This window comes from Chryseobacterium sp. IHB B 17019 (assembly GCF_001456155.1).
Taxonomy (GTDB): Bacteria; Bacteroidota; Bacteroidia; order Flavobacteriales; family Weeksellaceae; genus Chryseobacterium.
The window spans coordinates 109,151-128,031 of record NZ_CP013293.1; the positions used below are offsets into that span (position 1 = coordinate 109,151).

An 18,881-nucleotide genomic window follows, 5' to 3' on the forward strand; every position below is an offset into this window, starting at 1 on the left:
AAACTTTCCAACTCGGTTACCGATTCCTGCATCTTTATAAATACAAACAGCTGCTAAAGCAAAAAAAAGTATTTATGAGAAACTTATATATAAAATTACTGCTATTTTTTCCCGTTTTGTGTCTTGCACAGATTCCGACGATTGAGATTCCGGACGGAAAGGGAGGATTTAAGAAAAATAATGACGTTGTTCTTCAAAAACTGGCCATCGAAACCAAAATTACAGGCAGGATTTCTACCAATGTTGTAACCATGGTTTTTAAAAACAATTCAAACCGGTTGAGGCAGGGAAGGGTCACTTTTCCTCTTCCGGAAGGCGTTAATGCAAGTGGCTATGCTTTGGATATCAACGGAAAACTTAGAAATGCTGTTCCCGTGGAAAAAGAAAAGGCCAAAGAAGTTTATGAGACCATAAAAAAACGAAATGTAGATCCCGGAGTTTTAGAAAAAGTAGAAGGAAACAATTTCCGGACGACGGTTTATCCTATCAATGCCAATGGTGGCGAGAGAACCGTGCAGATTACTTATCATTACGAATTAAAAAAATCAGGGAATAATTATCAATATTTTTTACCGTTAAATTATTCATCTGAAATTCCGGAATTTACTATAAAAACAATGGTTTTCCAGAATGCAGATTCGCCCCAGCTGGAAGAAAAGCCGGACGGAAGCTTCGATTTTATAAAAAAAGGAAATATTTGGGTCGCGGAAACGCATAAAACGAAATATAAGCCCGGAAACAATTTAAAAATAAATTTCCCTCAAAATAATGAGAGTCAAAATGTTCTCATACAGAAAGCTGCAGGTAACTCATCTTACTTTTTGGCTGGTGTAAATATTAATCCGAATGAGAGGGCAAAAAAACTTCCGAACAGATTAGCAATTGTCTGGGACAATTCTTTGAGCGGTTCAAAGCGTGATCATATAAAAGAATTGATTTTGCTTGAAGAATATTTTAAAACCAATAAAAATCTGACCATCAGAACGTATTTTATCAGCAATACCTTTGATGAAGGAAAAACTTTTAAAATCAATGACGGAAACTGGACTGAACTAAAAGCCTATTTATTACAGACAACTTACGATGGAGGAACAGATTTCGGGCAACTAAAACGTTTAAAGGAAGATGAAGTTTTATTTTTCACAGACGGTTTGTCTTCTTTCGGGAACCTGAAATTGGAATGGGATCAGCCGACTTACACGATTTCTTCATCAAATAATGTGAATTTTAACCAGTTAAAATTTATCAGCAGCAAAACAGGAGGGGAATTTTTAAACTTAAATGAAAATGATCCTAAAAAAGAAGTAAAAAAACTGTTATTCCAGCCTTTAAAATATCTGGGAATTGAAGGAAATTCTTCACTTTCGGAAGTGTATCCGTCTTTGCCGCAGACAATTTCTCAGGACTTTACTTTAGCAGGGATTTTAGATGGGAATCAAACTCAAATCAAAGTAAAATTCGGATATGGAAATGAAGTGACGGAAACGAAAACGATTACTTTAAACATTAATGAGCAGGCCGTAAAAGATTGGGAAATATCGCAATTCTGGGCTCAAAAAAAACTGAACGAGCTGGAAATTTTCGAAAAACAAAATAAGGTTGAAATCAAAAACTTGAGCAGACAGTTTGGCTTAGTGAGCAATAATATGAGCCTGATGGTATTGGAAAATGTACAGGATTATGTGCGATACGACATTACCCCGCCTGCGGAATTGATGGGACAGTTTAATGAAATTGTTAAAAACAAACAGGCTCAAAAAGACGAAAGGGTAAAAGATTTAATGGATGATGCCGAAAGAATGACAAAAAACCTTAAAGATTGGTGGAATAAAGATTACGAAAAACAAAAAAGTTATCCAAAACCAAAAAAAGTGGCCGATTCAGCAGTTGTGCAAAGACTTGAAGAGGTTGTTGTAGTGGGATACGCTTCGCAGGAAAGAAGAAATGTTGCAGATTCGAGTAGAGAATCTGACATTCAGGAAGTCAGGGTAAGAGGAATAGCGTCAGTGAGTAAAAGATCATCTACATTTGCGGTTCAAGCACTTTCAGGTCGTGTTGCCGGGGTTGAAATCAAAGGAAGATCTGAGAGTGAAAAAATAGAGGATATTATCAATCCGGGCCGAATCAATATGATCGATATCGCATCCAAAGCGGAGTATATGAAGTTCTTTAATGAAGCCAAAAACCCGGAAATGATGTATCAGGTTTATCTTAAAACAAGAAAAAACTATGAAAATCTTCCTCAATATTATTTTGATGTTTCTCAATTGTTGCTTAAAAATAATGATAAGAAATTAGGATTGAAAGTCTTGAGCTCTATTGCCGACCTTGATATTGAAGATGAAGAATTGTATAAATTATTAGCCTACAAATTGAAACAGGCTGAGGTGTACGACAAAGAGCTTTTTGCCTCTCAAAAAGTTCTGGAATGGAGACCTTTTGATCCTCAAAGCTACCGTGATTATGCGCTGGCTCTGGAAGATAATCAGCAGTATCAGGAGGCTTTAGACAATTTATATAAAGTTTTGACACAGTCTTATACTAAAGAACTGGCAGATCGTGATAACGGAATTGAAGAAATTATCATCATGGAAATCAATCAGTTGGTGAGCAATTACGGGAACAGGTTAAATTTAAAAAATATCAATCCGAAAATCATTGCAGACCTTCCGGTGAACATCAGAGTGGTGATCAACTGGAACAAGGATGATACCGATATTGACCTTTGGGTAACGGACCCGAACAAGGAACGCTGCATGTATTCTCACAAAGAAACGGAAATTGGAGGCAGGCTCAGTGATGATTTCACAAGAGGTTTTGGCCCGGAACAGTTTCTATTGAAAAAGGCGATCAAAGGAAAATATCAGATCCAGACTAATTTCTTTGGGGAAAGACAAGTAGGAATTGCGGGTCCTACAGCAATTATGGCGGAAGTTTATATCAATTATGCGACAGGCAAACAGGAAAGAAAAACCGTTGTGTTTCAGAATCAGAAAGAAAACGGAGAAAAAAGTGACGGGATTCTGATAGGTGAATTTGAATTTTAATGAAGCTTTTCATGTATATAATTTTTGAATGTGAATGTTAATTAAGTGTGGTTTATAATGAAGATTGAGTTTGGCGCTTGCAGAAATGTGGGCGCTTTTTATTTATATGTAACCGTGAATTTCGTATCTTTTATTTTAATTAATGTAAAGCACAATGAAACAGCTATTGATTCTTTTCTTAGTATTTTTCGGGGTACAGATGAATGCCCAAAAAGTTTTTTCGGTACAATATGCAAGTCAGGCAGATGTAAAAGTTTTTGTAACGCAATATGAAAGCCAGGCAGACCTTAAAGTATATAAAGTTGAATATGAAAGCCAGTCCGGAGACAACAACGGGAAGTGGTTTTTTACGCAATACGAAAGTCAGGCCAAGAAAAAAATATTCTTTGTAGAGTATGAAAGTCAGGCAGATCTGAAAATATTTTTCGTGAAGTATGAAAGCCAGGCCGGATGGTCTAAAGATGATAAGAAACAATTGATGTATTAATTTTATCTTTTAATTAATTATTTGTTAAATATTTTAATTTAAACCCTTATAAAATAGTAAATTTTTAACAAAAATAAGAATTGATATTGTACGCTTTTATTTACAAGAATGTACAAATATTATGACAGTTCTGTAGACATAATCGGATGATTAAAGTAATATTTTTACCATGTAAAACATAGTAATTATATCTATTGTTAAATCAATTGATTATATGAAAAAAAAAGTTTTGTTTTCGTGCTTACTACTTATAGGCATTAAAACTTTCAGCCAAACGGGGATTAATACTCCCAACCCTCAAGCCGCACTGGATATCGTATCAGACAAAAGCGGAATTCTCATTCCCAGGATGACAGCCTCGCAAATAGAGCAGATTACTTCTGCAACCGAAGGAGAGCTCGTTTTCAGTACTACCAATACGGGAACTACGGTTAATTTGATAGGATTTTGGTTCTATGACGGGACGACATGGAGACCGGTGGTGGCAACCAGCTCTGGCGGAGTCAATATTTATAATTCCGATGGTACTCTTGCTGGAAACAGAATTGTAGGCCTTGACAACCACAACCTAAATATAGGTCCGGATAAGGTCTTAATTTCCGGAGATCCGACGGGAAATATTGGAGTTATGACTTCCACACCTACTCAGAAACTCGATGTAAACGGTGGAATGAGAGTAAGAAGTTTATCACAGGGAAATGTTTTTACAACAACTGACGGAACATTAACCACGGACGCTTCCTCAGTGTACCGTTATGGAGATATGCGTTATTCTTCTCTTACAACCGACCATGGCGGATGGTATCTGCTTAACGGAAGAACATTAACTACTTTACCCGCAAATGTTCAGTCAAGAGCTGCAAGTTTAGGAATTACGGGAACTCTTCCCAATGCTGCTAATAAATACATGAAGCAAGGTACACCGGGAGCAACAACCGGAGCTGGAAGCGTAGTGCTGACACAAGCAAATATGCCTGCTTTCACTTTATCAGGTAATACATCATCTGTAAACCACAACCACGCATTAGTAAGTCCGGGATTTACTGTTTTACGAGCTACCGATATTGTTCAGGATCCGGCAGGAACAGCAAACTCTGATCAGCTAGCGGGTGGAGCAGCGGTAGGGTCAATATCTGCAAGCCAGACGTATACTTCAAATGCGGATGGGGCTCATGCTCATACGGTTACTATACCTACGGGAGGAACAGCAACAGCTATTCCTTTAGCACCGAATTATATACAGGTTAATTATTTTATTTATTTAGGAACTTAATAAAAATCTTATGCAAACCAGAACTACAATAAAAATCACTTTGCTATTGTGTCTTTTTTCAGTAATGAATCTGAAAGCGCAAATAGGAGTTGGTACATCTGCACCAAAGGCTGCATTAGATATTACTTCAACCACACAGGGGGTTTTAATCCCGAGATTGGCTGCGCTTCAGGCTGAAGCAATCAGTAATCCGGAATTAGGAGAGCTTATTTACTCCACAACAAATGATGGAGCTACGATCAAAAGTCAGGGATTTTGGTATTATGACGGAACTACATGGAAACCTTTCGGGGCAACTGTACAACCTAATATTGACCTATATAATGGAAACGGAACACTGACCTCCAACCGTACCGTAACAATGAGTGGAAATAATCTGTCTTTTGATTCAGATAAATTAACGATACTTTCAACTGCTCAAAGAGTTGGTCTTGGAAACAATACACCACAGCACACTTTGGATGTTAACGGAAATACACGTGTCAGAAACTTATCTGCGGGAAATGTAGTTTCTTTAGCAGACGGAACCTTAGCATTAGGTCCGAAAGTACCTTATGGAACGGTAAAAGAATCTCTGCGTTCTACGGATCATAATGGCTGGTACAAATTGGATGGAAGAGCAGTAAATACATTGTCTGCAACAGCACAGGCCAGAGCCGCTACATTAGGAATTACCGGAAATCTTATCAATGCCAGTAATCTTCTTATGAGGCAGGGAGCTACTTTAGCTTCGGGAGGTGCTTCGAATGTTACGCTTATCAGGGCAAACCTTCCGAACTATAATATGACAGGAACTACTTCTACATCAGCAGACCAAACCCATACAATGATAGCCACGGGATTCAATTTGACTCCTAACGCAGCAGGAAATGCATTTATAGTAAGAGCGGGAAGAGGTACGGCCTCAGCAACAGCAACTATTACAGTGGCTTCTGCGGGAGCTCATATACATTCAGGAAATATTACTTCAGGAGGAACCGGAACACCATTCAGCATCATTCCGGAAAGCATCACATATACTTACTTTATTTACTTGGGACAATAAACAGGAAAGCATGAAAAAAATAATTGTTACTTCACTATTTTTATTAATATACTCTTCTTTAAGCGCACAAAAAGGATTAATAGGAATCGGGACAAATTCTCCCAATGCCGTACTGGATGTAGTTTCAGGAAAAAACGGAGTATTGATTCCCAGAGGAACAGCCACTCAGATTCAAAATATTCAAAATCCGGATGACTCTGAATTGGTATATTCTTTAACCAATGACGGTGTTACCATCAACAGAAAAGGATTCTGGTATTACCAATCCGGAAGCTGGAAACCACTTCTTGAGAATATCATCAATAGTAATAATATCGTCTATACCGTTGATGGAGTTCTTACCTCGGAAAGACAGATGACTATGGATGGTAAATCTCTGAACATCGGACCTAATCTGTTCTATATTTCAGGTACTTCTTCTATGATCGGGATACTTACAGCTGCTCCTACACAAGCATTAGATGTAAACGGAGAAGTAAGAGTTCAAGCTTTAAATAATGCAGGAAACGTACTTTCTGATGCACAGGGAGTTCTTGTACTTGATACTGAATATTTTGATGTAGGAGACGTGAAACCTTCTTTTATGACAACGGATCACGACGGATGGTATCTTCTTAACGGGCGGGATATCACTACATTACCTGCTGCCGCGCAGAACAATGCTACAAGCGTGCTAGGGATTACCACCACGTTGCCGGATGCGGCCGGACGTTATTCTATGGGTACAGCTTCTACTCCGGGAAGTTTTACGGGAAACAATACAGTTACCCTTGTCAGAGCCAATCTTCCTTTGTTCAATTTTACATATACCACCAATTCCACAGGAGCCCATACTCATACAATGACCTTTGACAGGATCAGAACTAACGCTCAAAATGGTGGTGGAAATAACGTTCACGATTATTGGTTGTCTGGAAGTTTTGTTGGAGGTTCCAATTATTCCAAATCAACAAGTTTCACAGCCCATCTTCATACATACAGTGTGCCGTCAGGAGGAAGTAATACTCCCGTAAATATTACACCAACTGCCCTGAATGCGAATTACTTTGTGTATTTAGGACAATAAAATTTTGATTTAATAGAATTAATGTAAAGTATGATAAATTTCAAGAAGATCGACGAGGTTGTTGATATTTAGTTTGCTGTAGATTCTTCTTTTATAAGTCCCGACTGTAGATTCCTGAATATTAAGGATATTTGCTATTTCCAAGTTTCCGTTCCCTTTAGCCAAAAGCATAAAAACTTGTAATTCTCTTTCAGATAGGAGATCCTCGGGACTTTTTTTATTATTTTTCTCAATTAATTGATTGAGTATCCCCTGGGAATAATAAATTCCGGTCGCTAGTACAGACTGTACGGCGGCTACCAAAGTCTCAGCAGTGCTGGATCTATGGAGAAAACCATTCGCTCCCTCATCAAAATATTGTATCGCAGTACTGTCCTTATGTGAAGAGAAAACAAGGATCAGGAGTCCTTCGGAAAGAGTTTTCAACTCCTTAATCATCGGTTTAAAAATACTTCCCGGAAGCTCAACATTAAGAATCAGCAGATCAAACTTTTCTGTCAGGATTTTTTGTTTGATTTCACTGTAAGTTTCGGCGTGATCTATGAAGGTATTAGGGAATTTTCTTTCCAGTATGGTGGAAGCGCCAATTCTTATAATATGATGATCATCAGCAATAAGTATATTTTTTTTCATATAATCAATATTTTTGATAATGGATTTTTAACAAGATATTTTTCTGAAAAGTGATTCCGGGTTTCAATCCCAGTTTATTTTTTCCATAATGTATATCAGTATTGCTCTTTTCTATGATGCCGTTTTTTGCACTGTTGCAGAGAAATATCAATTGTGACAGGTAAATTGATTTCATGAATCCGGTACGGTATTAATTTTCACAAAATTATGATTTAAATTGTATTGTTGAATATTTTATTCTATAAAAATGTAATTTTACTTGTATTAATTTTTGTTTTTATAACATTTTGTATGTTATTTTTCTCTTTAAAAAATTTTCAGGAGAAAAACTGATGAGAAGTATATTAACCATCTTTAACCTAAAATTATCAGGATTTCAAATAAGTCTTGGAGATTATTTCCGGAAAAAAACACCTGCAAGTGCCTCAAACTTCAAATTATTGTTGATCATTGTCACAGCCCCCATCAAAAACATTGGTAAAAATTTTTTAATGTTGCCGAAAATTATCTCTTAAAAATTTATATTTGAATCAAATTTTACGATAAACCTCTGTTAAAGCATGTCTCCATTTGAACAGCACATATCCCTATTTTCAAACGATTGGAAAGAAAAATACCACGCAATTTTAGCAGAAGAACACCTGAAAAGTTTAAATAAAAATATTCAGGAATATAAAAATCAGACCCTAAATTTAGACTTACCATTTTTTAATGAAGAAATAAAAATTGATCGCAATGAAAGCTTCAAAAAATTTATTTCTGTTTTTGAAAATACTGATTCTGATGAGGTTAAAGCAAAACAATTGGAAGAAATCCCTTTTGAACATTGGCTGAATATTTTAGGACAAAGATTAACCTCCGCAAGCATTCGCGATGAAAATGCAATTCCGCCTTTGAAATCTTTGTTGATTGAAGCTTGTCAAAAACCTTTTAACGATGAGGTGACCACAGCACAAAGAGCTTGGGAAAAACATGTCGGAAGAATGGATGACCGGTTTTGGGGCGAGGTAAAAGGAAATAATCAACAAAAACAGGGGAAAGTAATGGAAAAAATTCATTACATCCTGGACAATAAAACCTGGTGGAACGTATTCTATCATTACAAACACGGATTAGTATTTGAAGCCAGGGAAAAGAACGGCCACGGAATCCGTTGGAGTCAGAACGGGCAACAATTGATAGGTTTTCTCGAAACCTTTATAAACGAATAAGAGCTTCACAAATAAATGTAAAGCTCTTTTTTGTATTTTTAATTATTCACTTTGCAATTACAAACTCTTCCAAGCAGCTTCCAAAGCCAGTTCCATCATGGGTTTCAGGGCTCTTTCCCTTTGATCCGCGGAAATTTTTTCGTGAGTCGGAATAATATCGGTTACTGTAAGAACCGTTGCTGCGTTTTTTCCTAAATGTTGAGCATTGGCGAATAATCCAAAAGCCTCCATTTCAACAGCCGGACAATTATATTTCGTTGCAATAGCAGGAACAGCCGGATCTTTTCTGTAGAAAATGTCACTGCTGTGTACATTGATTGCCTTTGTTTTTAATGAAAGTTCTTCAGCTGTTTGGTTGATTGTGTTAAAAATATTCCCCTGATGAGAAAGAATTTCGTCCTCAATTTCCCAGGCATATTTTGCGTAACTGCTTTCACTGGCTGCATTTTCAACATTTAAAATATCAAAAAGCTGAAGATCAGTACTGTAAGCGCCACAAGTCCCGATTCTTATAATCGTTTCAACCTCATATTCCGTGAACAATTCGAAAGAATAGATCCCGATACTCGGAAACCCCATTCCACTGGCTCCCACAGTGATTTCTTTGCCCTTGTACAGGCCTGTATAATAGAAAATTCCTCTCGTTTTACTTACCAATTCTGCATTTTCAAGAAATTTTTCAGCAATAAACTGTGCACGAAGCGGATCTCCCGGCATCAACAAAACTTTAGCAATTTCTCCCTTATTTGCACTAATGTGAATACTCATAATTTTTATTTCAAAAAGCAAAGATAATAACTTTTTCATTGATAAATTAACGCTGAGCGCGGATTCTAAAGCTATGTCAATTACTTATTTACTCATTATTTATCATTTATTTTTAGGAGCTGTTTCCTGCTTTCCGCTATATCTTTTTTGTTATGGCCTTCTCGTTGCTCGGGCCGCAACAAAAAAGGATGCCGCTTCAATCAGGGCTATCAAAACCGATAGATTTCAATACCCCTGAAAGTTTGAATTGATACATTGTTTGTTAATTATCAATTGACTTGCTGGCAAAATTCATAATTCACAAATAATATTTTTATTTTTGTTAGATGATGGAAACCAAATCCCCATTTTTAGATACTTTGTTTCTGCTTCGGAAAGATGAATGCATTACAATTTTCACGGATCTCCAGGAAATCTCCAAAAAAGAAGAACAGGACGCTGCTGATTATTTTGAATCCGAATTCGAAAAAGAACGACTGGAATTTTTATCAGACCAAATCAACTGTGACAAAGAAACAGCAGTTTGGGCGGCGAAAATTCTGTATCACAGTGCGCAGTTATATTTAATAAGAGAAAATACGGCGAAAGATTTACAAAAATTAATTCCCGAATTTAAAGGTAAAAGAGATATTTCTTCCATTTTATCGGCGGATTTGTCATTAAGGTTTTTACCACAAATAATCTCCGCTTTACAGAATGCCGATCCGGAAGATACATTGGTCAAAATGTTGGAAAATATACTGCAACAATTTCATTATTCGGCGGTTGGGTTTGATATGGATCTGCCAAAAATTAATTGGGAAGAAGAATTAAAAAATAAAACATACCGAAAATTATATCTTGAAAGAATTGTAGAAAAGAAGGCCTATTCATTGGCTGAAATCCCATATATCAATCACTTATTGATCGCAGAATTCGGGCTACACAAAGATATTTTCTGGAAAGAATTGAAAATAATAACCAAAGATAATGGAAACATACGAGAAAGTATTTGATTTTTTAACTGACCCTACAAAAGAAAATTTCCTCAAATGCAGAGAACTTGTGATAAATGATCCTGATTATGATCCTTATTCAAAAGATACTGGAAATGTACAGGATCTGTTGGATGAAGGTAAGTTTGAGGAAGTTATAAAATATGTGAACGTCAATATCTTATTAAGTCCCGGTGTTCATATCTATAAATTTTTTGCATATAAAGAATTAGGCGATGAAAAAGGGATGAATATTGAGATGATGATCGCCCAGATTATTTTTGAATGCATTGAAAAAACAGGTGACGGAACAAAAGGTTCACCTTATGTCGTTACAAGAGTTTCGGATGAAAGAGATTTGATAAGGTATCATTTGAATAAACAGGATATAAGACAAAGACTCATCAATAATGGAGATAAAGTGATGGATGTTCTTACGCTCAATGATGGATCAGAGCTGTATTTTGATATTACAGATCCTTATCAGAGAATTGCCTTCTCATTTAAAAAAAGAAATGAAGAAGATGAAAATAATGAAGGCGAAAAACCAAAAAAGAAGAAATGGTGGAAATTTTAAAACTTAATTAATGAACCAAAATATAGAAAAATTAAATATAGCACTTACTTACGTCAAAGATACTTTCGTAGGAAAAAGTGATGTCGTTGATTTATTAGGAATCTGTTTACTGGCCAGGGAAAACGCATTTTTGTACGGTCCTCCGGGAACGGCAAAATCTGCTATTGTAAGAACGTTGGCAAAAACCGTAAAAGACGGCAAAAATTTCGAATATCTTTTAACGCGTTTCACGGAACCAAATGAGATTTTCGGGCCTTTTGATATCAGAAAGCTGAAAGAAGGAGAGCTTTTAACCAATACGGAAGGCATGATGCCGGAAGCGTCAATGGTGTTTCTCGATGAGATTTTCAATGCCAATTCCGCGATTCTGAACTCCCTTTTAATGGCTTTAAACGAAAAGATTTTTAAAAGAGGAAAGGAAACAAAACACCTTCCCGCATTGATGTTCGTGGGAGCGAGCAACATTCTTCCCGAAGATGAAGCATTGAATGCTCTGTTCGACCGTTTTCTGATCAGAATCAATGTAGATTATGTAAACCCTGAGTTGTTGCAACAGGTACTTTTAGCAGGAAGAAAACTGGAAAATAACACGGAAACCGAAATTCCCGAAATTCTTTCAGATGAGATCAGGGAACTGCAGAATTTATGTAAAACAATAGATTTAAAACCGATTTACGAAGTATATTTAAATACAATTATCAATCTCAGAAACACAGGAATTGCAATTTCCGACCGTAGAGCCGTAAAACTCCAGAATCTGATTGCGGCAAGTGCTTTGATTTGCGGAAGAAATGAAGCGATTTTATCTGATTTATGGGTGCTGAAACATATTTGGGATACCGAAGAACAGATCGAAATTCTTGAAGGAATCATCAACAGAACCATTGAAAAAGATGAGAACCCGAAATCTCATCCACAAGCCTTACAAAACAAAACCCCAAATCCGGAAGAAGTCATGAAAGACGTGAAAATTCTTGTGGAAAAATGGAACAACGAAACCTTGAGTTTTGAAGAACAAAATGTAATTAAAGATAAATTAAGATACCTTCAAACGCGTTGCGACTGGATCAAAAATCCTGAACAAAAACAATACATCCAACAAGAAATTGAAAGTCTATGGCAAAAGATTCTTCAGAGCGTATAAAAGAATTTTGGGCGGAACTTCCCCGTGCGGATGAAGATTTTTTAGGATCAATCCGCGACTGGAAAAATGTACAGGTCGCATTGGAAAATGATGTCATCTGGCTGAAAGGTCTTACCGATGAACAGGCTGTTTCACCGGAAATTCAGCAGCTGCCCAATTTTTTAATATACGAACTAAGGGAAGAGCTTTTGTTTCGGAAAGATGCCTTGGTTCCAAGTAAAAAAGTGAGAACAGCTTTGCTTTGGACTTCGATTGATAAAGCATTGCGATTAACTTTTCCTCCATCAAACCAGAATTTTTTTGGAATTGATGAAAAAATTGAAGTAAAATTAAGACCAAGCGAGGAAGAGCAGCCCGCAATCGCCTTATTAAGTCCAATAGCTGAAATTAAAGAGATAATTATTGCTTTACCAAAATTCAAACTTGAAAAATTGGATTGGATTGTTATTAATGATAAAGCATTATTTTTAGGAAATCCATTGTTGAGCCTTCCTGGAAAAACTTTTTGGACGAAAAACGGACATCTTTTGCCGACAGGTTTCGATTTTGAGTTTAAAAATTTAAGTTCTTTATTACAGAGAAAATATAATGCAGATCAGGATCAATGGCTTTTATGGAATGAAGATGGAAGTGTTTTGCCTATTAATAAAAATGATTTCCGAAAACTGTCCCTAAGTTCGTTTCGTCTCACTGAAAAAACAAAAGAATGGAATTAACCGAATATTTCCAATCATACGAAAATTATTTCTGGGAGTGGACAACTGATGAGGATGTTCCTGATGCTACCGGTTATAATGAAAACAACCTTATTTCAATCCCGAATGTAGGAGCAATTGCTTACAGGCCTTATGTAATCGAGGTTTTGAAGGAGTTGAAAGATCAGGGATTTCCGTCTTTTGGTTCGCTACTTCTTGTTTTGTACGCTGTTCAGGATGGATATTTGAATATGGATGGCATTTTTTATTATTTAAAAAAACAAAGCAAATCCTTTAAAGTAGATAAAAGTAAGGAGATTGATCTTGCTATCAATTTTTTAGAAAATTTAAATCGGCTGGGTAATTCGTTCAAAAAAGGACAGAATAAAATTATCCTTTTAAAAACAATTTTTAAAAATACCCATAACATTCTTTCTGCAGGTAATTCAGAATTAATTATAAGAGTATTTGAGAAAAGACCCTATAGAATTTCAGGATCTGCTGAAAAAAAGGAATTAATATTCTCGGTTGTCAATAATGATATTAAATCTTTAGCACTTCTTCAGAAAAAATTTCCTACCACAGAATCCATCATCGAAGCCATGAAGGGCGTTGCGGAAATTCCTGAGCTTGAAGATGAAGTTGTACAGGAAGAAACTACCGTAGAAACCGACAAAGACTTCATTCAGGAATTAATTGAAGAGCCAAAAACTTTCCAGATCGGAAGCTTAATCAAAAGAATCTGGAGCGGTCTGAAAATCCCGATGCGACATCTTTCTCCCGGTGAACAGCCGATTGGAGGGATTTCCGATATGACCAATAAAGGAGAATTGCCGCGAATGCTTTTATCGGAATTTGCCAATGAAGATGAGGTTTTCATGAGCCGTATTGCGAACAATGAAGCTTTGTATATTCAGCGGGAAATTCCGCCGGAGGAAAACATTTTTGAGAGAGTTATTTTAATTGATACTTCCCTGAAAAACTGGGGAACTCCGAAGGTTTTGGCGTTTGCCTCGGCGATTGCGGTGATCAAACATCCGAAAGCACATTCAGAATGCAAAGTTTTTGCGTTGGGGCAAACCAACATCCCGATTTCCCTAAATAAAGTAGAAGAAGTTATAGAAAACCTGAATCAGGTGAGTCCTGTTTTGGAAGTTTCTCAGGCGTTGGAAAAGTTTTTTAATGAAGAACATACAGAAAAAGACCTTGAAGTTTTTTTCATTACCCATCATGAAAATCTGATTAATCAAAAGGTTCAGAAAGTCGTTCATGAAAACAGAGACAGGCTGAAATTTCTGGTGACAACTTCCGCAGATGGCGAACTGAACTTTTACAAGCATCATAAAGGAACGAGAAAACATATCCAGAAAATCGTGCTTCCGTTACAGGAATTGTGGGCGAATCCGCCGGAGCGACGACAGAGAAGAGAAGGTAATGCTTCTACAGGCGGAAAAAAAGCGGATGTTCCTTTGAATTATCCAATTTTGTTTCCTGTACCTGCTAATAAAATAGCAACTTTTTTATATGAAGGCGAATTTTTTATTTTAAGCAATAAAAAACAGTTGTTAAGGACTTATTTGTCAGATAATTATTACAATAAAAACTATTACGATTATTATAAAATTCATCACGGCTGTGAAGTTTTGATTGAAGATATTTCCGTAAAACCGAAAGGGCAATTTGCTTTGGCAAGAAATAAACAGCAGGAATTTATTTTATGTCAGTATCAGCCGGATAAAAAATTAATTTCTAAATTAAATTTAAATACAAAAGAATATTCTGAGTTGAATTTGACCGGGAAAAATATTCCAATCAACCATAAATTGGTATATTTTGATAAAAGCTTTTATCTTCATCAAAATGACATTCCTTATAGCTGTAAGATAAATATTGATGGAAATATTTATTTGGAAGAAATATTTGTAAACGAAAAAGAGTTGGATAAAAACACTTTGAAAGTCGAAGCTGAAATTAAAAAATTATCTAACAGCGGAATTAAGATTTTAAATAATTTCAGCAATATTGGAATCAATACAGAAAAAAATCTGGTGATTTCGAATAATGAATTAAATAAATTATACGATAATTCAATAACGTTATACAGAAACAGGCATCAATTAAGAATTTATGCTGAACAGAATAAAAACCGGTTTACTTTTTCAGACGGAAGCGAAATTATAACAGATTCTCGGGGAATGCTGACTTTTAAAAGCAGTAATAAAAACATTCCGGAATTTTATATTCCATCGACGGATTACGGATTTTTGGCATTGGCAACGAACACGGAATTTGGAGGTTCAGAATATTATTTACCTCAAAATACACTATTAAAGGTGAGAAAATTGGAGGATATGTATAATGAATGTCTGGAAAGATTTATAGATCAAATCTGGGAATATGGAGCTTAGAATAAAACCTTTTCCGAAAAACAATTATCCTAAAAAAGGACTTTTAATAAAGGGTTCCTCTCCTTTGACATGGCTTTATGAGATGGAAATTTTAGGCATAAATTTAAATGAAGTTCAGTCTTTTCCGATTCCATCAAATAAATCGAATATTCTGTATGGCTGTTTTTTAATTTTCCAAGACATTGCTCCTAACGAGATTGGAAAAAATTCTTATTTTCAATGTGTTGATAGTAAATTTTTCATTCCTGAAAACACAACTTTTTATCCTAAAATCAATCCGGAAGACTGGCAAAATATTGATGCTGAATTCTTGATCATGCATCCTGATTTTGGTTTAGTTAAATTAAATGAGGAAATCGACTGGATCTCATTAATTCAAAATCCAAAACAGGCGGAAGACAAACTTCAAAAACCATTAAATGGTGTAAAAATTCCTCAGGAAATTAAAAGCTACACTGTAGAAATGGATGATGAGAAGATTCTAGAAGCTCTTCAAACGCCGAAAACGGAAGAAGAGTGGATGAAAAACCTCCCTTTCGACCTGCAAAAAGTGATGAAAGGAAACAAAAAAGAAATTGAAAAATATTTAAATTATATTGAAAAATATCCCGACCGGGCAGTAGAATTAGGTGTTCCTCTTGATATTATGGGAACTTCCAGAGGCGATGGTTTTAGGAAGTTTAAATTTTTGGAAAAAACATGGCTTGGAAAATTGTTCGGCAGTAATTCAGATGGGGGCAGTTCCACCTATTCTGAAAAATACCGTTGGGTATTTTGGGTGTTTTTGATTGCCATTGCCTTGTTCAGATTTTTTATGCACGTGAGTAAGGATGAGCCCGGACAGGCGGCTCCGATTGTTTCATCAGGAAAAGTTTCTGAAGCAGATAAAAATATGATGAATCCTGTTGTGGCTTACCAATCTGGGGTTACTAATATTGATATGAAGATTGATTCGATGTACGGTGTAAAAAGACGTGAATTGATGAACGAGCATATGATTGCAAATCTAATGCAGCATGATTATAAGAAAGAAAATTCTTATCAAGAATACCTGAAAAATGGAGGAAGACCTATTGAAAAAATTTCCAAAGAAGCTGATTCAATAGAAAATAAAGTAGTGACCGCGACAGATTCTTTGAAAACTGTTTACAGCAAAAAAATTGTAAAATATTTAGCGCAAAGCGAAGAAAAGTACAAGAAAAAAATTACAGATTCCCTTAAAAAAATTAGTTCAGGGAAACCTGCCGACCAGGGAATTGTAAAAAAGATCTGGAAAAAGAAACAGGTTTTGATTGAAGATTCTCTGGGTCGTCTTTACGGAACAAAAGAATATCCGGAAACGCCGATTGATCCTAATACATCAAAAAAGGCCGAAACATTTGAAAAGGAAGAACCGTACTCAAAGCATACTATTTCTTTCTCGGAAATTATTTGGTTGATAATTTTCATGACTGGAGTTGTAGGGCTGTATTCTTTTATAGTAAAAAGAAAATCTTTAAACATCGGAGGCAACAATGTTCCCAACGGAATTAAAATTTTTCTTATTATTATATTGGTTGCGATGTTGGCGTATATTTTCTATCCGTTAATCGAAATGTTCGGCTACAACTGGTTTGTATGGATTCTCATTGTCTGTGTTGTACTGCTGCTTTACCGCCTTTTCAGCGAAGACAAAACCATTTTAAAATCAGACAAAGATGAATAGGCAGAAGTTTATAGATAAATTCATGGCGGCATTTTTTATCCTAGTGATCATTAAGGTGATCGGGATTTTGGCGCAGCTGTTTCATCAGAGTTTTTGGAGTGTGGTAGGGACTTTGGTGATTTTTATCATTATTGCTTTTATCATTTTTATTGTCCTTACCCGCTTGGAAGACAAAGAAAAAGAACGGAATTCTGGTGGAAGACATGGAGCAGGAGGCGGAAGTTTTTATGTGGAAAATTCACTTTTCGACAGAATCAGGAGTAAATATGAAGAGCTTGCCCAAAAATATATCGACGAGAAAGATTATAAAAAAGCAGCAAGAGTCTACATGAATCTTCTTCGGGACAATTATCGTGGTGCAAAAACATTGGAAGAAGGAAGCTTTTATAATGAAGCAGCTGTGATTTATCTTAAAAAATTAAAAAATAAGTCAGAAGCGGCCAATTGTTATGAAAAAGCAAAACAGTACAGAAAAGCAATTGACCTTTATAAAGAACTTGAGCAAAAAGAAAAAGTAGGGGATTTGTATAGAGAAATCAACGATGCAAAAAATGCAAATACTTACTATCAGATGGTTGTGGACGATTATGTAAGCAATAATCAAATGGTGAAAGGCTCTCTAATTTATCGTAAAAAGATGGAATTACCCGAGGAGGCTCAGAAGATTTTATTGAAAGGCTGGGAAGAAGATAAGGATGCTTTTAATTGTCTGAATAATTATTTTGCTAATATTTTTGAGGTTAAAAAACTTGATCAGGAAATTCTGGAATTGTATCAGAAAACTCCCGAGGAAAAAAAGCTTACTTATCTGGAAGCAATGAAGTATGAATTTAAAAAAGATGAAAAATTACAGTCAACGATCAGAAATATTGCCTACGAAATTATTGCCGAGAAAGTAGCCACCCATTCTGAGATTGTGAATGAATTAAAGCATTTCAATCCTAATGATGAGGTGATTTTGAAAGATATTTCGAGGTATAAAACGGGCAGAAACCGGATGTTTAGGAATTGATTTTCCGTCATTGCGAACCGAAGGTGAAGCAATCTGTATTAAATTAAAGCTCACTTTTTCATTAAGATTGCTTCGATGCTTCTGAACTATGCTCGCAGACCTCCGTCTGTTCGCAATGACAAATAACAAACTTTTAATAAAAACATTTATCTTTGCCTCAGAAAAAATAATGACAACACAAAGAGCACATATCAGTTTAAATCCATGCGATCGACCTCTACTAAAGGGATCGTTTGGCTATGAATGTATGATATGGAATGAGGCGAAATGTGCTTGCTTTGGAAATTATTTACTGTAAACTCGTAAAAAATTAATCAAAATACTGCAGAAACGCCTCGATAGCCGGGGCGTTTTTTGTGTTTTTAAGGCAGAAATTATTTAGAATGAAAAAAAATAACCATAAAAGTGAAAATTATTTAATCAACAATGAACAATTAATAAGAAAATAAAGCGTGATAAGTAACCCGATGAGAGACAGTCATTTAGGTAATTAAGACATCTGTAAAATATTACGGACAGGAATTTCCTATTTTAAAATTTAAATATAATTATTTGATTTTCAAATACTTAATTGAAAAATAAATTTGTGAGTTCAAAAAAATCCTATTTACTTTGCAACCGAAAATTGAAAGCAACACGATTCAATCTTTTCAAAAAAAAACAATTTTTATAAACAAGAATAAAATGAAACAATTACATAACATATCTAATCAGTATTCAAGACTACACGGACAAGAGCCGAAAGGATGCGTATGTATTTTTGATAGTGAATTTATGGATGAAAGGTGTTTATATAAACGGGTCTGCTAATGTAGTGACACGTCAAAAAATATAAA

At 35.6% G+C, this 18,881-nt stretch carries 15 protein-coding genes; 13 read left to right on the forward strand and 2 right to left on the reverse strand.

All coding sequences use genetic code 11. The features are described 5' to 3' along the window. The first annotated feature begins 74 nt into the window (after positions 1-74). The 5 genes from ATE47_RS00530 to ATE47_RS00550 all read left to right on the forward strand — a co-directional run bounded on the left by ATE47_RS00530 (position 75) and on the right by ATE47_RS00550 (position 6,918). Entirely contained in the window at positions 75-3,047 is a 2,973-nt protein-coding gene (locus ATE47_RS00530; protein ID WP_062160131.1) for a VIT domain-containing protein, read from the forward strand. Positions 3,048-3,201: 154 nt separating this feature from the next. Further along, complete coding sequence (locus ATE47_RS00535) at positions 3,202-3,534, forward strand: DUF6150 family protein (RefSeq protein WP_062160132.1); 333 nt, start codon at positions 3,202-3,204, stop codon at positions 3,532-3,534. Between the two features lie 214 nt (positions 3,535-3,748). Beyond that, positions 3,749-4,807, forward strand: coding sequence for a hypothetical protein (locus ATE47_RS00540; protein WP_062160133.1), 1,059 nt, complete (start codon positions 3,749-3,751; stop codon positions 4,805-4,807). A 10-nt stretch (positions 4,808-4,817) separates the two neighbouring features. Then, positions 4,818-5,852: a hypothetical protein gene (locus tag ATE47_RS00545; RefSeq protein ID WP_082632446.1), complete on the forward strand. Its 1,035-nt coding sequence runs from the start codon at positions 4,818-4,820 to the stop codon at positions 5,850-5,852. A 10-nt stretch (positions 5,853-5,862) separates the two neighbouring features. Continuing rightward, positions 5,863-6,918, forward strand: a complete 1,056-nt coding sequence (locus ATE47_RS00550; RefSeq protein ID WP_062160135.1) for a hypothetical protein — start codon at positions 5,863-5,865, stop codon at positions 6,916-6,918. An 18-nt stretch (positions 6,919-6,936) separates the two neighbouring features. On the opposite strand, the gene ATE47_RS00555 is transcribed toward ATE47_RS00550, so the two are convergent. Further along, a complete protein-coding gene (locus ATE47_RS00555) occupies positions 6,937-7,551 on the reverse strand; it encodes a LuxR C-terminal-related transcriptional regulator (RefSeq protein ID WP_062160136.1) in 615 nt (204 codons plus the stop codon). Positions 7,552-8,111: 560 nt separating this feature from the next. Here ATE47_RS00555 and ATE47_RS00565 point away from each other — a divergent pair. Next, the gene (locus tag ATE47_RS00565) at positions 8,112-8,762 is read left to right on the forward strand and encodes a hypothetical protein (protein WP_062160138.1); all 651 of its coding nucleotides are present in this window, start codon (positions 8,112-8,114) and stop codon (positions 8,760-8,762) included. A 57-nt stretch (positions 8,763-8,819) separates the two neighbouring features. Here the strand turns inward: ATE47_RS00565 and deoD are convergent, their stop codons facing one another. Further along, positions 8,820-9,530: a purine-nucleoside phosphorylase gene (gene deoD / locus ATE47_RS00570; RefSeq protein WP_062163389.1), complete on the reverse strand. Its 711-nt coding sequence runs from the start codon at positions 9,528-9,530 to the stop codon at positions 8,820-8,822. Positions 9,531-9,856: 326 nt separating this feature from the next. Here deoD and ATE47_RS00575 point away from each other — a divergent pair, with 326 nt between their 5' ends. The 7 genes from ATE47_RS00575 to ATE47_RS00605 are packed head-to-tail and all read left to right on the forward strand — an operon-like array spanning position 9,857 to position 18,045. Further along, a complete protein-coding gene (locus ATE47_RS00575) occupies positions 9,857-10,525 on the forward strand; it encodes a hypothetical protein (RefSeq protein WP_228376297.1) in 669 nt (222 codons plus the stop codon). Further along, positions 10,500-11,081, forward strand: coding sequence for a DUF4919 domain-containing protein (locus tag ATE47_RS00580; protein WP_062160139.1), 582 nt, complete (start codon positions 10,500-10,502; stop codon positions 11,079-11,081). Before ATE47_RS00575 ends, ATE47_RS00580 begins: the two co-directional genes overlap by 26 nt. Positions 11,082-11,091: 10 nt before the next feature. Beyond that, positions 11,092-12,225: an AAA family ATPase gene (locus ATE47_RS00585; RefSeq protein WP_062160140.1), complete on the forward strand. Its 1,134-nt coding sequence runs from the start codon at positions 11,092-11,094 to the stop codon at positions 12,223-12,225. After that, positions 12,198-12,941 (forward strand): hypothetical protein, encoded by a 744-nt coding sequence (locus tag ATE47_RS00590; protein WP_062160141.1) that lies wholly within the window; start codon positions 12,198-12,200, stop codon positions 12,939-12,941. Before ATE47_RS00585 ends, ATE47_RS00590 begins: the two co-directional genes overlap by 28 nt. After that, positions 12,932-15,328 carry a hypothetical protein gene (locus ATE47_RS00595; protein WP_062160142.1) on the forward strand — a complete coding sequence of 799 codons (2,397 nt, stop codon included), beginning with the start codon at positions 12,932-12,934 and terminating at the stop codon, positions 15,326-15,328. The genes ATE47_RS00590 and ATE47_RS00595 overlap by 10 nt, the downstream gene beginning before the upstream one ends. Further along, a complete protein-coding gene (locus tag ATE47_RS00600; RefSeq protein ID WP_062160143.1) occupies positions 15,318-17,033 on the forward strand; it encodes a hypothetical protein in 1,716 nt (571 codons plus the stop codon). Before ATE47_RS00595 ends, ATE47_RS00600 begins: the two co-directional genes overlap by 11 nt. Continuing rightward, complete coding sequence (locus ATE47_RS00605; protein ID WP_062160144.1) at positions 17,026-18,045, forward strand: tetratricopeptide repeat protein; 1,020 nt, start codon at positions 17,026-17,028, stop codon at positions 18,043-18,045. Before ATE47_RS00600 ends, ATE47_RS00605 begins: the two co-directional genes overlap by 8 nt. Positions 18,046-18,881: the final 836 nt, after the last annotated feature.

Bases quoted from the DNA above. Each gene is read 5' to 3' on its own strand.
- ATE47_RS00530 (WP_062160131.1), top strand. From the start codon at position 75: ATGAGAAACTTATATATAAAATTACTGCTATTTTTTCCCGTTTTGTGT.
- ATE47_RS00535 (WP_062160132.1), top strand. From the start codon at position 3,202: ATGAAACAGCTATTGATTCTTTTCTTAGTATTTTTCGGGGTACAGATG.
- ATE47_RS00540 (WP_062160133.1), top strand. From the start codon at position 3,749: ATGAAAAAAAAAGTTTTGTTTTCGTGCTTACTACTTATAGGCATTAAA.
- ATE47_RS00545 (WP_082632446.1), top strand. From the start codon at position 4,818: ATGCAAACCAGAACTACAATAAAAATCACTTTGCTATTGTGTCTTTTT.
- ATE47_RS00550 (WP_062160135.1), top strand. From the start codon at position 5,863: ATGAAAAAAATAATTGTTACTTCACTATTTTTATTAATATACTCTTCT.
- ATE47_RS00555 (WP_062160136.1), bottom strand. From the start codon at position 7,551: ATGAAAAAAAATATACTTATTGCTGATGATCATCATATTATAAGAATT.
- ATE47_RS00565 (WP_062160138.1), top strand. From the start codon at position 8,112: ATGTCTCCATTTGAACAGCACATATCCCTATTTTCAAACGATTGGAAA.
- deoD (WP_062163389.1), bottom strand. From the start codon at position 9,530: ATGAGTATTCACATTAGTGCAAATAAGGGAGAAATTGCTAAAGTTTTG.
- ATE47_RS00575 (WP_228376297.1), top strand. From the start codon at position 9,857: ATGATGGAAACCAAATCCCCATTTTTAGATACTTTGTTTCTGCTTCGG.
- ATE47_RS00580 (WP_062160139.1), top strand. From the start codon at position 10,500: ATGGAAACATACGAGAAAGTATTTGATTTTTTAACTGACCCTACAAAA.
- ATE47_RS00585 (WP_062160140.1), top strand. From the start codon at position 11,092: ATGAACCAAAATATAGAAAAATTAAATATAGCACTTACTTACGTCAAA.
- ATE47_RS00590 (WP_062160141.1), top strand. From the start codon at position 12,198: ATGGCAAAAGATTCTTCAGAGCGTATAAAAGAATTTTGGGCGGAACTT.
- ATE47_RS00595 (WP_062160142.1), top strand. From the start codon at position 12,932: ATGGAATTAACCGAATATTTCCAATCATACGAAAATTATTTCTGGGAG.
- ATE47_RS00600 (WP_062160143.1), top strand. From the start codon at position 15,318: ATGGAGCTTAGAATAAAACCTTTTCCGAAAAACAATTATCCTAAAAAA.
- ATE47_RS00605 (WP_062160144.1), top strand. From the start codon at position 17,026: ATGAATAGGCAGAAGTTTATAGATAAATTCATGGCGGCATTTTTTATC.